Consider the following 13,349-nt stretch of genomic DNA (forward strand, 5'->3'; position numbering starts at 1 on the left):
TTTCTGTTGTCGAGCTGGTTACCCCACCATGCACTGATTGTTCTGGAAAGATTCCCAGGCAGGCTACGCCGCATCGACCCTGGCAGGCCTACCTCTTGGTTGCGACCATCTTTCACTCGGACACTAACGCAGAGCACGCACCCAGTCACTCCGAGATTTTTCCCACAATTACATCACGCGGGGGACATTCGACACAGACATTGTGATAGTTTTCACAAAGCCCTCCTGGCAAGTGTGTTGAACCATAGCCTCCCAAGCGGGAGTGAGGCCCAAGATGCCACAGCGGATCACGATCAGCAAAGGCTTGAATCTGCCCATCGCAGGCAAGCCTAAACAGTCGGTAGAAGAAATCGCAGACGTCCGTAAAGTTGCGTTGATCGGTCGCGATTACGTCGGCATGAAGCCGACGATGCTCGTTGCCGAAGGGGATACCGTCCAACTCGGACAGCCCCTGTTTGAAGACAAGAAGTCGCCGGGTGTGCTTTTTACCGCACCTGCGGCTGGCAAAGTGGTTGAAGTCAACCGCGGTGCCAAACGTAAGTTTCTGTCGGTCGTGATCGAAGTCGCAGGGGACGATAAGGTCGCCTTCGAGTCGTTCAGCGAAGGCAACCTGGTAGGTCTCGATCGCGAAAAGGTCGAAGCCAACCTGGTCAAGTCGGGTCTGTGGACCGCTTTCCGTACGCGACCTTTCGGCAAGGTTCCGGCTCTGGGCACATCGCCACGGTCGATCTTTGTCACTGCGATCGATACCAATCCATTGGCCGCCGATCCGGCCCCGATCATCAAGGGGAACGAGATCGAATTCATCGCCGGCTTGGAAGCGATCAGCAATCTGACCGAAGGTAAGGTCCACCTGTGCCAGGCCCCTGGGGCCGCACTGCCAGGCAGCGATCTTCCGTTTGTCAACGCTGCCGAATTCGACGGCAAGCATCCTGCTGGTCTGGCCGGAACGCATATTCACTTCCTCGATCCAGCCGGCCCTGGCCGCGTCGTATGGTACCTCGGTTACCAAGACGTGATCGCCATCGGCAACCTGTTCCGCACCGGCGAACTCGATACGCGTCGGGTGATCTCGCTGGCCGGTCCTGGCGTGAAAGAGCCGCGTTTGATCAAGGCTCCGCTCGGTTCGAGCATCGAAGACCTGACCAAGGGCCAACTCAAAGAAGGCACCATGCGTAAGGTTTCGGGCTCGGTTCTTTGCGGTTACGAATCTGGCGGCGTCGAAGCTTACCTGGGCCGTTACCACACCCAGGTATCGGTGCTGGAAGAAGGGCTCCACCGCGAAATGTTCGGTTGGCTCGCACCTGGCTTCAAGAAGTTCTCGGTGAAGCGCGTCTTTGCTTCGCTGATCTCGCCAAGCGAATTGAACATGACCACCACGGCTAACGGTAGCCACCGTGCGATCGTGCCGATCGAAGCCTACGAAACCATCATGCCGCTGGACATCGAACCAACGGCCCTGCTGAAGTCACTTATTGTCGAGGACACCGATTCCGCTCAGGCGTTGGGCTGCTTGGAATTGGAAGAAGAAGATATCGCCCTGTGTACGTTTGTGGACACCGGGAAACACGATTTCGGTACCATTCTGCGGAAGAACCTGACCCGCATTGAAGCCGAAGGATAACCATGAAATTTTTACGCGGAATGCTCGATAAGGTCGAACCAATGTTCCTCGAAGGGGGAAAGTTGGAACGGCTCTATCCGCTGTACGAAGCGGCGGATACGTTTTTGTACACGCCACCAGATCGTGCCAAGGGGTTGACCCACGTGCGCGACGGGTTGGACCTGAAGCGAACGATGATCTTCGTCGTTCTGTCGCTTCTGCCATGTATTTACATGGCCCTGTGGAACACCGGCTACCAGGCCAATCTGCAGATCTCCAACGGCGCACAGCCCATGGCGGACTGGCACGAGACCATCTTCGAGATGACCGGTCTCAGCCACGACCCATCTAGCTGGATTGCCAACGTGGTGCTTGGGGCGATCTTCTTCCTGCCGGTCTACATCGTCACGATGACCGTCGGTGGTACGATCGAACTGATCTTCAGCATCGTGCGAAAGCACGAGATCAACGAAGGCTTCCTGGTCACAGGGATGCTCTTTCCATTGATCCTGCCGCCAACGATTCCACTGTGGCAAGTTGCCGTGGGGATTGGTTTCGGCGTGCTGGTGGGTAAAGAAGTCTTCGGTGGTACCGGTAAGAACTTCCTGAACCCGGCCCTCACGGCTCGTGCGTTTTTGTACTTCTCGTACGCTACCGACCTGACCGGCGATAAGATCTGGTCGGCCGTTTCGCCAGATGGTTTCAGCGGTCCTACGACCTTGGGTGTGGTTGCTTCGGCTCCGGCCGGCACGACCATGGAACAAGCGCTCTCGCACGTTGACGGCCACGGCATTACCTGGAATCAAGCCTTCCTGGGCGTGATGCAGGGTTCGATGGGCGAAACCTCGGTGCTGGCTTGTTTGCTCGGTGCGGCCTTCCTGATCGCCACTGGCATTGGTTCGTGGCGAATCATGCTTGGCTGCTTGATCGGTGCGATGGGCCTCTCGGGTATCTTCCACATGATGAGCACCGACGTCCTGTACGGCATGGCTCCTTGGTGGCACCTGGTTGTTGGTGGTTTCGCGTTCGGTACCGTCTTCATGGCGACCGACCCTGTCTCCGCCGCAATGACTCGCACCGGTAAATGGATTTACGGCATCTTGATTGGTGTTGTGACCATTCTGATTCGTGGTGTCAGCCCGGCCTTCCCGGAAGGGATCATGTTGGCGATCTTGTTCGGCAACGTCATGGCGCCGCTGATCGACTACTTTGTTCTGCAAGCTAACATCAAACGGAGAAAGGCCCGCTATGCGACGTGATAGTGTTGCCGGAACCATTTTGGTTGCCGCAGTTTTATGCGTGGTCTGCTCCGTCATCGTGAGTGGAACAGCCGTTGGGCTGAAGAGCTTCCAGGAAGCCAATTCCAAGCTCGACAAGCAGCGTAACGTGTTGGCCGCCGCCGACCTCCTCAAGCCTGAGGATACGACGGCCGACATCGAAGCCAAGTTCAAAAAGAACTTCGAGAAGCACTTCGTGAACCTGGAAACAGGCGAAGTCGTTTCGGATGAACAACTCAAAGAAGCTGGCGTGGTCGATCCTGCGACCTACGATCCAGCCGAAGCCCGCGACAACCCGAAGCTGAATCATTCGGTCGAAGGTTTGCCAGGGCTGGTGAAGACGGAAAAGTTCGTTGACGTCTACCTGGTGAAGTCGGATGACGGCAAGCTGACAGGCATTGTGCTACCGATCTACGGCAAAGGGCTGTGGTCGACCATGTACGGCTTTTTGGCTCTCGACGCCGATTTGAAGACCGCCAAGGGGATCACCTTCTACTCGCACGGCGAAACGCCGGGTCTGGGTGGTGAAGTCGATAACCCCAACTGGAAAGCCCAGTGGCCCGGTAAGAAGGTCCGCGACGACGAAGGCAACGTGCTGATCGAAGTCGTCAAAGGCGCTGGCAGCGGCGACTCGCAAGTCGACGGCCTCTCAGGTGCAACCATTACCACCAAGGGCGTCGATCACTTCGTCCGCTTCTGGCTAGGTGAAGAAGGCTTCGGCCCTTACCTCAAGAACCTCGAATCGAAGGAGAAGTCCGATGGCTGATTCGCAATCTCCGAAGGATGTTTTGCTCGATCCTGTCGTGCATAACAACCCAATCGCTTTGCAGGTCTTGGGTATCTGCTCCGCGTTGGCCGTGACCTCTAACCTGAAAACGGCCTTCGTGATGGCCCTCTCGGTGACCGCGGTGACCGCGTTCTCGAACCTGGGCGTCAGCCTGGTGCGGAAGTTCATTCCCAGCAGCATTCGTATTATCGTGCAGATGACGATCATCGCCTCGCTGGTGATCGTGGTCGATCAGTTCCTCAAGGCCTTCGCCTACGACATCAGCAAGCAATTGTCGGTGTTCGTCGGTCTGATCATTACCAACTGTATCGTGATGGGTCGCGCCGAAGCGTTCGCCATGAAACACAAGCCGGGGATCAGCTTCCTCGACGGTATCGGCAACGGTTTGGGTTACTCGATGATCCTGATGGTCGTCGGTGTCTTCCGCGAACTGTTCGGTAACGGCTCGCTGTTCGGGATCACCATTTTTACGCTCACCAAGAACGACGGCTGGTATCAACCCAACGGTTTGATGCTGCTGCCCCCCAGTGCGTTCTTTATCATCGGTTTCATCATCTGGGTCGTACGTACGTTCAACCCAGATCAAGTTGAATCGGAGGGTTAATCAATGGAAAGCTATTTGACCATCGCCCTTAAGGCGGTCTTCAGCGAAAACCTGGCCCTCGCATTCTTCCTGGGGATGTGCACGTTTCTGGCGGTGTCCAAGAACGTGAAAACCGCTTTGGGGCTGGGTGCTGCCGTGATCGCCGTTATGGCCATCACCATTCCTGTCAATCAGCTGCTGTACTCCTTCTTCCTGAAGAAGGGTGCGATGGCTTGGATCAGCCCGAGCCTGGCCGACATGGACCTGAGCTTCCTCGGTTTGATCAGCTACATCGGCGTGATCGCGGCCATCGTGCAGATCCTGGAAATGGCGCTGGATCGCTACGTTCCCGCTTTGTACGCGGCCCTGGGTATCTTCCTGCCGCTGATCACCGTGAACTGTGCCATCCTCGGTGGTTCGCTGTTCATGGTCGAACGTAATTACAACTTCGGTCAAAGCGTGGTGTACGGTATCTTCGCTGGCTTCGGCTGGGCGTTGGCCATTGCCGCGCTGGCTGGTATTCGTGAGAAACTGAAATACAGCGACGTGCCGGATGGCCTCAAGGGCCTGGGAATCACGTTCATCACCGCCGGTTTGATGGCCATGGCCTTCATGTCCTTCGGCGGTATGATCAAGTAACAACACCCCGCGGCGTCGCATCGAATTTACTTAGCAAAATCCTGGTATCAGGAAGAAGTTAATCATGGCAATTATTCTCGGCGTGGGCATGTTCACAGGGGTGGTTTTGCTCCTGGTGGTCATCATTCTCTTGGCCAAGAAGGCTTTGGTGCCGTCGGGTGATGTGCAGATCGACATCAACGAACACACCAAGGACATCTGTGTTCCCGCCGGCGGCAAGCTGCTCAACGCACTGGCCGACCAGGGCGTGTTCGTCTCCTCGGCCTGCGGTGGCGGTGGTACCTGTGCTCAGTGTATCGTCCGCGTGAAGAGTGGCGGCGGCGACATCCTGCCGACCGAACGCTCGCACATCAATAAGCGTCAGGCCCGGGAAGGCTATCGCCTTTCCTGCCAGGTTGCCGTTAAGCAGGACATGGAAATTGAAGTCCCGCACGAAGCCCTGGAAACCAAGAAGTGGGAATGCGAAGTCATCTCGAATCGCAACGTCGCCACGTTCATCAAGGAATTCAAGCTGAAGATTCCTGATGGGGAATCGGTTCCGTTCAAGGCCGGTGGTTACATTCAGATCGAAGTTCCGCCGCACGAACTGAACTACAAAGACTTCGACATCGAAGAGGAATACCACGAAGACTGGGACAAGTTCAACCTCTGGCGTTACACCAGCAAGGTGACCGAGCCCGTGATTCGTGCTTACTCGATGGCCAACTACCCGGGCGAAAAGGGCATCATCATGCTCAACGTCCGTGTTGCTTCGCCACCGCCGCGTGCCCCGGAAGGGACACCGCCGGGCAAGGTTTCCAGTTATATCTTTAACTGCAAGCCCGGCGACAAGGTGACCATCAGTGGTCCTTACGGCGAGTTCTTCATCAACGACAGCGACGCCGAAATGATTTACATCGGTGGTGGTGCCGGTATGGCTCCGCTGCGAAGTCATATCTTCGAGCTGTTCAAGAACATCAAGACCGGCCGCAAGGTGACCTACTGGTACGGTGGTCGTAGTCTTCGCGAATTGTTCTACGTGGAAGAGTTCCGCGAGATCGAAGAACAGTTCCCGAATTTCAAGTTCAACATTGCGTTGTCCGATCCGCTGCCGGAAGACAACTGGACCGGGTACAAGGGCTTCATCCACCAGGTGCTGTTGGAAAACTACCTGAAGGATCACCCCGCACCCGAAGACATCGAATACTACATGTGCGGTCCTCCGATGATGAACCAGGCCGTCTTCAAGATGCTGGACGATCTGGGTGTCGAACCAGAAAACATCCGCTTCGACGACTTCGGCGGCTAAGCCCCCAGTGGCGAGCCGGTGCGGCTCGCGAAGATCATGCAAAACTACATCACGGCCAGCCTTTTATGGCTGGCCGTTTTCCTTGGATGCCAGCAAGCTGCCCCGCCAGACCCCGTCGCGAAGATCCAAGGTCGGACGATGGGCACCACGTATCACATCGCCGCGGTGTCCGGGCCTGAGGGGCCGCGGCGGCTGACCAGGCTGCAAACGAAAGTCGATGCGCTACTGGCCGAGGTCAACCAGCAGATGTCGACCTACGACCCCGAGTCAGAGTTGTCGCGCTTCAACAAGTCTCCGGCCGGCGAGTGGTTCCCGGTCTCGCCGCAACTGCTGAAGGTCGTGCATGCGGCCAAACAAATCAGTGATGCCACCGACGGTGCGTTCGACGTCACGGTCGGACCGGCGGTGAACTTGTGGCGGTTCGGTCCCGACAAGAAACGCAAAGCGTTCCCGACCGACGACGAGGTGAACGAGGCCCGCCAGCTAGTCGGTTACCAGCAGGTCGAAATCCAATCCGATCCGCCCGCCCTTCGCAAGTCACAAGACAACGTCTACGTCGATCTGTCGGCGATAGCCAAAGGGTACGGCGTGGATGCCGTCTTCGATTTGATTCGCGAAGAAGGCTTCACCGACTTCATGGTCGAGATCGGTGGCGAGGTCCGCGCGACAGGGCTGAAGCCCAACGGCGATCCGTGGAAGATCGGGATCGAAACGCCTGCCGATGAGGTTCGCCAGTACGATCTGGTCGTGGGCCTGCACGATCGTGCGTTGGCGACCTCCGGCGACTACCGCAATTTCTTCCAGCACGATGGCCAACGCTACTCGCATACCATCGACCCGAAGACAGGCCGCCCCGTCACGCACGACCTGGCTTCGGCGAGCGTGCTGTTTGAAAACTGCATGCTGGCCGACGGCTACGCGACCGCATTTTTGGTCTTGGGGCCGATCGAAGGATATAATTTCGCACAAGAGCACAACATGGCCGTTTTCTTCCAGATGAGGAAAGAGGACGGCACCGTTGAGACCAAGGCCACCACTGCCTGGCAAAAGTACCAATCGAATTAGAGGACATCCGCCATGTTTATGATTTTGCTGATTACCATCGGCGTCTTTTCGCTTGTGTTGGTTGGGATGGCAATTGGTGTGATCCTCAGCAATCGCGAAATCAAAGGAAGCTGCGGCGGGCTCAACAAGTTCAAGGACTCAGTCGGCAACCCCATCTGCGATGCCTGTAGCAACCCCTCGCCATCGTGCAGCCGCATTCCCGAAGAAGAACGCTGCCAGGAACCGACCGACTGCAGCGACCACGCAGCCCAAGACGAAGTCTCGCACCGCTAAGATCTAGCCACAGAGCACACCCAGTCGAGAGGAAGCGAAGGCAACCACGGATGAGAAAGAAATCCGGGTGCCACGCCCAAGTCTGCTTGGGCGTGTGAAGTTGATTTAGGGCCTCGCGCGAGCGCCCTAGATCATGGGAACCCGATTTGCACGCCCAAGAAGACTTGGGCGTGGCACCCGGCACCTGGGCACTTGGATTCTTATCCGCGATCATCCGCGTAATCCGCGGTTAAAAACCCTTCCCCCGGCGACCTCCACCCATCGATGGCTCCATCCGTTTCGGAGCCCAATTTCTCGGCGATTGCGAAACTTTACGTTGACCCTGGGGGTTAAACGTAGGAACCTTTACTTTTCGCAACCCGGCATCCCAAGGGTCTGGCCATGAAATGCTCAGCGCGGCTTTTTGCTTTGTTCACGTCTTTATTTCTTGTGTCCGGGGCACTCGCCCAGGCACCTTCCTTCGATCGGCTCGATCGCAATAGCGATGGCAAGATTGAAAAGGACGAACTGCCGGAGCGTGTTCAGCAACTGTTCGGTCGGCTCGATGCCGATTCGGATGGGAGTGTCACCAAGGAAGAATTCGATGCCTTTGAAAAACGACGGGCACAAATGCAACGCCAACGCGATGGCCAACGACCGCAGCTAGGCGACAATGTCGACGGCGTGAAAATCACCCGCGACATTCCTTACGCCGATGAAAACATCCCACGCCAGAAGCTCGACATCGCCGTGCCTGAGAAGCCTTCGACCGACAAGCCGTTGCCGGTGATCGTGCTGATTCACGGCGGCGGCTGGCAAGGAGGAACGCACGGTCCGTTTCTCAGCCGAGCCATTCCGCTGGTCCGCACTGGCGACTTCGCTGCGGTTTCGATTGGCTATCGCTTGACCGACGTGGCCAGCTGGCCGACGCAAATTCACGACTGTCAGGCCGGTCTGCGGTGGGTGAAGGCCAATGCGGAAAAGTACAATTGGGACCCCGATAAGATCGTGATCTGGGGGAGCTCCGCCGGTGGTCATCTCGTGGCAATGCTCGGTGTTTCGGCCGACGTGCCGGAACTCGACGGCAAGCTGGGACCGCATGCCGATCAATCGCTGAAGGTCGCTGGCGTGATCGATTTCTTTGGCCCGGCTAACATGCTGACGATGGGGGATGGTCCTGGCTTCGAACGACATAACAGCCCTGACTCGCCTGAGAGCAAGCTGCTCGGCGGTACGGCGAAAGAGAACGTCGAAGTCGCCAAGTCTGCTTCGCCGCAGTTCCATGTCTCGAAAGGGGATGCTCCGATCTTGATCCTGCACGGCACCAAGGACGGTACGGTTCCGTTTCAGCAGTCGGTCGATTTCCACGAAGCTCTCACCAAGGCGGGCGTCGACTCGACCTTTGTCCCTGTCGAAGGTGCCGGTCACGGCTTTGCCGGGCAGGAAGTGAACGAGCGCGTCGAGGCGTTCCTCGGCAAGATTCTGCTGGGCAAGGAGGTCGAGGTAAGCGATGCCCCGATCAAAAGTGCGCAGGGACAGCAGCGTCGTCCGCAACAACGCCCCATGCAGCGCCGCGGTAACGAATAACCCGATCTTGCGTGCAATCGTACGACGGATGAACTATACTGGGCCGACGCAGTCAGACCTGACACGTCGGCCCTTTTCGTAGAGTTTGCTATGCTTCGCCTGATACTTTTCGCCTTGCTGATTTCCTGCGCGGTTGCCTCCCCTTCGTATGCAGACGACCGCCCCAACTTCGTGTTGATCTACGCCGACGACCTCGGCTGGAAGGATGTCGGCTATCAAGGAAGCGACTTCTACGAAACGCCTGTGATCGACTCGCTGGCCAAGCAAGGGATGACCTTTACCGCTGGCTACGCGTGTGCTGGCAACTGTGCCCCGAGCCGGGCCTGTTTGCTTTCGGGGCAGTACACTCCGCGGCATCATCTGTATGCCGTCGGCAGCACCAACCGTGGCGCGAAGAACGAGATGCGGTTGAATCCGATTCCTAACCACGATGGTCTGAGTGCTGATAACCTCACGCTGGCCGAAGCCCTCAAAGGGGCTGGCTACGTGACAGGTCATTTCGGCAAGTGGCATCTCTCAGGCAAGGACGGTGCCGATCCGACCGAGCAAGGCTTCGACGAATCGTACGACTCGTTCGGCGACGGCGAGTTGAAGGAAGGAACCGAAACCAATAAGGCCGGTCCGCCGAGCGATCCTAAGGGGGTCTTCACCTTGACCGACAAAGCGTGTGCGTTCATCGAGAAGAATCGCGATCGTCCTTTCTTCTGTTATCTGCCGCACCATGCGATCCATGGCCCGCTGCAAGGTCAGCCGAAAACGGTCGCTCATTTTGAAGCGAAGCCCAAAGGGGAAAACCACAAGTCGGCCATGTACGCGGCCTGTACCTATGACCTCGACGAAAGTGTCGGACGACTGCTGGCCAAGCTCGACGAGTTGAAGCTGGCCGACAAAACGATGGTCATCTTCACCAGCGACAACGGCGCAACGCCCCAGTCGCTGCAGGAACCGCTGCGAGGCAATAAAGGTGGCTACTACGAAGGAGGCATTCGCGAGCCGTTCATCATTCGCTGGCCCGGCAAGGTGAAGCCAGGCAGCACGTGTGACGTGCCGGTCATTCAAGTTGATATTTATCCCACGATCCTCGCCGCTGCCGGTATCGACGTACCCCAGGGGAAGGTCCTCGATGGCGAAAGTCTCTTACCGCTGCTGACCGGCGAAGGGCAACTCGACCGGACGGCGATCTTCTGGCACTTTCCTGGCTACTTGGATCGACCGGTCACGCGGGGACGTCCACTCGATGTTCGTACTGGATTTCGTTCGCGACCGGTAACCGTCATCAACAAAGACCACTGGAAGCTGCATCTGTTTCACGAAGAGTGGGTGCTGGATGGTGGTGCCGATAAGCTGCCCGGCAATGGGGCTGTCGAACTGTACGATCTGCGGAACGACATCGGCGAACGTCACGATCTGGCCGCTTCCAGCCCCGAGAAGCGCGACGAACTGTTGGCCGATGTGCTTCGCTGGCACAAAAGTGTCGGGGCTTTGATCCCGACCGAGCCGAATCCGAAGTACGCTCCAGGCCCTGCTAAAATGGGGAAGGGTAAGAAGAAAAAGTAAGCTTGACTACTCTACGGCCTGCGAATCGGCTTGATATCCAGCGAAACCTGCACCATGCCACCCACTGGGGGTGCAGGTGAGTGGCCGCAAGTTATGGCTATCAAAGGGTTTTCCTATTGGACTTGCCCCGCTGCTCTCGTGTAAAATAAAACGACCTGAAACATTTCAGGAAAACCCCTTGGCATTGGGCGACGATGTAAGAACCTAGTCGACCTGCCGTGGGTAACATCCCGCCTACCGTTACTTCCCCACCTGCTAGCTATTGTAGAACCACGACGTTTGATTCCGCGAAGGAACGTCGGACGGGAAATTCCTGTAAGTCTGCAAAGCACGCTCTACGAGCCTATGACCTTCCATCCACAGTTCGTTCGTACCTACCTGCCGCTTGCGCTGTTGGCACTTGTTGGATATGGCCAAACTTGTTTGGCCGACGAGGACGCTACGCGCGAAAAGGGGCGACAGATTTACACCTCGATGTGTGCTGAATGCCACGGCGACAAAGGGGAAGGAGTTGTCGGTGCGTACGAAACCCCATTGATTGGCGATGCCAGCTTGGGCGAGCTGACCCACCAGATCACCAAAACGATGCCTGAAGGGGACGCCGAAGCATGTGTGGGCCCCGATGCCGAAGCGGTCGCCGCGTTCATGCACTATGCGTTTTACAGTGAAGCGGCCCGCATTCGGAATCGTCCGCCACAAATCTCGCTGGCCCGTCTGACCGGCAACCAGCTTCGCCAAAGCCTGGCCGACCTGTACAGCCACTTTCACGGCAGCCCCGGCTACACCGACGACCGCGGCGTGAAGGGGGTCTACTTCACCGGATCGCGCTGGAAGAACGAAAACAAAAAGATCGAACGCGTCGATCCTACGATCGACTTCGACTTCGGCCGAGAAAGCCCTGGCGAAGGGATCACCAAGGAAGACTTCTTCATTCATTGGAACGGCAGCATCATCGCTGAGGAAACCGGCGACTACGAAATCGTTGTCCGCAGCACCGTCTCGTTCACCATGGACTTCGGCAAGATGGGCCGCACGCTGATCGACAACCACGTTCAGTCGGGCGACAAGACCGAGTTCCGCGAGGTCGTGCGTCTGACGGCTGGCCGTGCCTATCCGTTCAAAATCGATTACATCCAGCGGAAGCGGAAAACCGAACAGCCGCCGGCCAGCATCTCGCTTTCGTGGGTACCACCCCACGGGGTCGAAGAGCTGATCCCACAGCGAAACATCATTCCCTGGACGGTCGAGCCGACCTACTCGCTGCAAACCAAGTTGCCCCCGGACGATCGCAGCTACGGCTTCGAACGCGGGATTGCGGTTGATCGCCAGTGGGACGACTCGACCACGGCAGCCGCGATCGAATTCGGCATTGTTGCCGCCGACGAATTGTGGCCCCACTACAGCCAACGCAATAAAAAGATTCCCGAAGAGAATCGTGCTCGCTTGAAGGCGTTCCTGACGGAGTTCATCGAAACGGCCTTCCGTACGAAGCTCTCCGACGAAACGAAGCAGTTGTACATCGATCAGCAGGTTGCCGAATGCCCTGACGACCATGAAGCCATTCGCCGCGTCGTGCTGATGACCCTCAAGTCGCCACGTTTCCTGTATCCGCAAGCCGATGCGACCGATTCCCTCTCGCAGCAGGTAGCCAACCGTCTGTCGCTGACCTTCTACGATTCGATTCCGTCGGATAAGTGGCTGCTGGAAAAGATTCAGCGCGATCAGCTGCAAAACGAACAACAGATTCGCGAAGCGGCCTGGCGGATGGTCAACGACTTCCGTACCCGCGGCAAAACCCGCGAGATGCTGCACGAGTGGCTCAACATCGGTCACTTCGGCGAGATCACCAAGGACGAAGCCCGCTTCCCGGGGTTCGAGCCTGAGCTGATCGCCGACATGCGGGCCTCGCTCGACCAGTTCCTCGACGACATCGTCTGGAGCGAGAAGAGCGACTACCGCCAACTGTTCACCGCCGATTGGGCCTACACGACCGACCGCATGGCCGAGTTCTACGGCGACCAGTGGAAGCCTGAGGAAGCTGCCAAGCCGGAAGCCGACAAGCTGCCGCGCGGCCCAGGCCCACAGCAGCTGCGTAAGACTGCCGGTGGTGACGCGCATCGCCTGGGTGTGCTCACGCATCCTTACCTGATGAGTGGGCTGGCCTATACGGATGCTTCGTCTCCGATTCACCGCGGCGTGTTCCTGATTCGGTACATGCTCGGTCGTACGCTCCGTCCGCCGAATGCAGCGTTCTCGCCACTGAGCCCTGACCTGCATCCCGACCTGACGACGCGCGAGCGAGTCTCGCTGCAAACCAGTCCGGAAAGCTGCCAGGTGTGTCACTCGCGGATCAATGGACTTGGGTTCACGCTCGAACGCTTTGACGCGGTCGGACGTTTCCGCGACACCGAACGGGAACGCCAGGTGAACGCCCAGGGAACATACACCACGCGGGACGGCCGCGAAGTGACTTTCCAAAACGAACAAGAGTTGGCCAAGTTTCTGGCCGAAAGTGACGACGCCCACCGAGCGTTCGTCAGTCGAGCTTTTCAACATTTCGTCAAACAGCCGGTGGCCGCTTACGGGCCTGAAAAGCTGGACGAACTGACCGAGAAGTTCAAAAATAGTGGATATAACATCCGCGCCCTCTTGGTCGAGATCGCAGTGATCGCGGCCATGGAACCCCACAACACCAAGATCGCAGGATGAAG

11 protein-coding genes are annotated in these 13,349 nt (G+C 57.5%); all 11 read left to right on the plus strand.

The window, feature by feature from the left end; translation table 11 throughout:
• Positions 1-274 precede the first annotated feature (274 nt).
• The 11 genes from C5Y96_RS03220 (at position 275) to C5Y96_RS03270 (ending at position 13,347) form a co-directional block, all read left to right on the plus strand.
• Positions 275-1,624 carry a Na(+)-translocating NADH-quinone reductase subunit A gene (locus C5Y96_RS03220; protein WP_105350096.1) on the plus strand — a complete coding sequence of 450 codons (1,350 nt, stop codon included), beginning with the start codon at positions 275-277 and terminating at the stop codon, positions 1,622-1,624.
• 2 nt (positions 1,625-1,626) lie between these two features.
• Positions 1,627-2,862 carry an NADH:ubiquinone reductase (Na(+)-transporting) subunit B gene (locus C5Y96_RS03225; protein ID WP_105350097.1) on the plus strand — a complete coding sequence of 412 codons (1,236 nt, stop codon included), beginning with the start codon at positions 1,627-1,629 and terminating at the stop codon, positions 2,860-2,862.
• Positions 2,852-3,646 carry a Na(+)-translocating NADH-quinone reductase subunit C gene (locus C5Y96_RS03230; RefSeq protein ID WP_105350098.1) on the plus strand — a complete coding sequence of 265 codons (795 nt, stop codon included), beginning with the start codon at positions 2,852-2,854 and terminating at the stop codon, positions 3,644-3,646. Before C5Y96_RS03225 ends, C5Y96_RS03230 begins: the two co-directional genes overlap by 11 nt.
• Positions 3,639-4,271, plus strand: a complete 633-nt coding sequence (locus tag C5Y96_RS03235) for an NADH:ubiquinone reductase (Na(+)-transporting) subunit D (protein ID WP_105350099.1) — start codon at positions 3,639-3,641, stop codon at positions 4,269-4,271. The genes C5Y96_RS03230 and C5Y96_RS03235 overlap by 8 nt, the downstream gene beginning before the upstream one ends.
• 3 nt (positions 4,272-4,274) lie before the next feature.
• On the plus strand, positions 4,275-4,889 hold the full coding sequence (gene nqrE, locus C5Y96_RS03240) for an NADH:ubiquinone reductase (Na(+)-transporting) subunit E (protein WP_105350100.1): 615 nt from the start codon (positions 4,275-4,277) through the stop codon (positions 4,887-4,889).
• 64 nt (positions 4,890-4,953) lie between these two features.
• Positions 4,954-6,177, plus strand: coding sequence for an NADH:ubiquinone reductase (Na(+)-transporting) subunit F (gene nqrF, locus C5Y96_RS03245; RefSeq protein ID WP_105350101.1), 1,224 nt, complete (start codon positions 4,954-4,956; stop codon positions 6,175-6,177).
• A 36-nt stretch (positions 6,178-6,213) separates the two neighbouring features.
• Positions 6,214-7,242 carry an FAD:protein FMN transferase gene (locus C5Y96_RS03250; RefSeq protein WP_233198750.1) on the plus strand — a complete coding sequence of 343 codons (1,029 nt, stop codon included), beginning with the start codon at positions 6,214-6,216 and terminating at the stop codon, positions 7,240-7,242.
• 12 nt (positions 7,243-7,254) lie between these two features.
• Complete coding sequence (locus C5Y96_RS03255) at positions 7,255-7,515, plus strand: hypothetical protein (protein WP_105350102.1); 261 nt, start codon at positions 7,255-7,257, stop codon at positions 7,513-7,515.
• 381 nt (positions 7,516-7,896) lie between these two features.
• The gene (locus C5Y96_RS03260; protein ID WP_105350103.1) at positions 7,897-9,081 is read left to right on the plus strand and encodes an alpha/beta fold hydrolase; all 1,185 of its coding nucleotides are present in this window, start codon (positions 7,897-7,899) and stop codon (positions 9,079-9,081) included.
• A 90-nt stretch (positions 9,082-9,171) separates the two neighbouring features.
• Positions 9,172-10,638: a sulfatase gene (locus C5Y96_RS03265; protein WP_105350104.1), complete on the plus strand. Its 1,467-nt coding sequence runs from the start codon at positions 9,172-9,174 to the stop codon at positions 10,636-10,638.
• A gap of 345 nt (positions 10,639-10,983) precedes the next feature.
• The gene (locus C5Y96_RS03270) at positions 10,984-13,347 is read left to right on the plus strand and encodes a DUF1592 domain-containing protein (RefSeq protein WP_105350105.1); all 2,364 of its coding nucleotides are present in this window, start codon (positions 10,984-10,986) and stop codon (positions 13,345-13,347) included.
• The last annotated feature ends 2 nt before the right edge of the window (positions 13,348-13,349 follow it).

It is taken from the genome of Blastopirellula marina (assembly GCF_002967715.1).
In the GTDB taxonomy this organism is placed as follows: domain Bacteria; phylum Planctomycetota; class Planctomycetia; order Pirellulales; family Pirellulaceae; genus Bremerella; species Bremerella marina_B.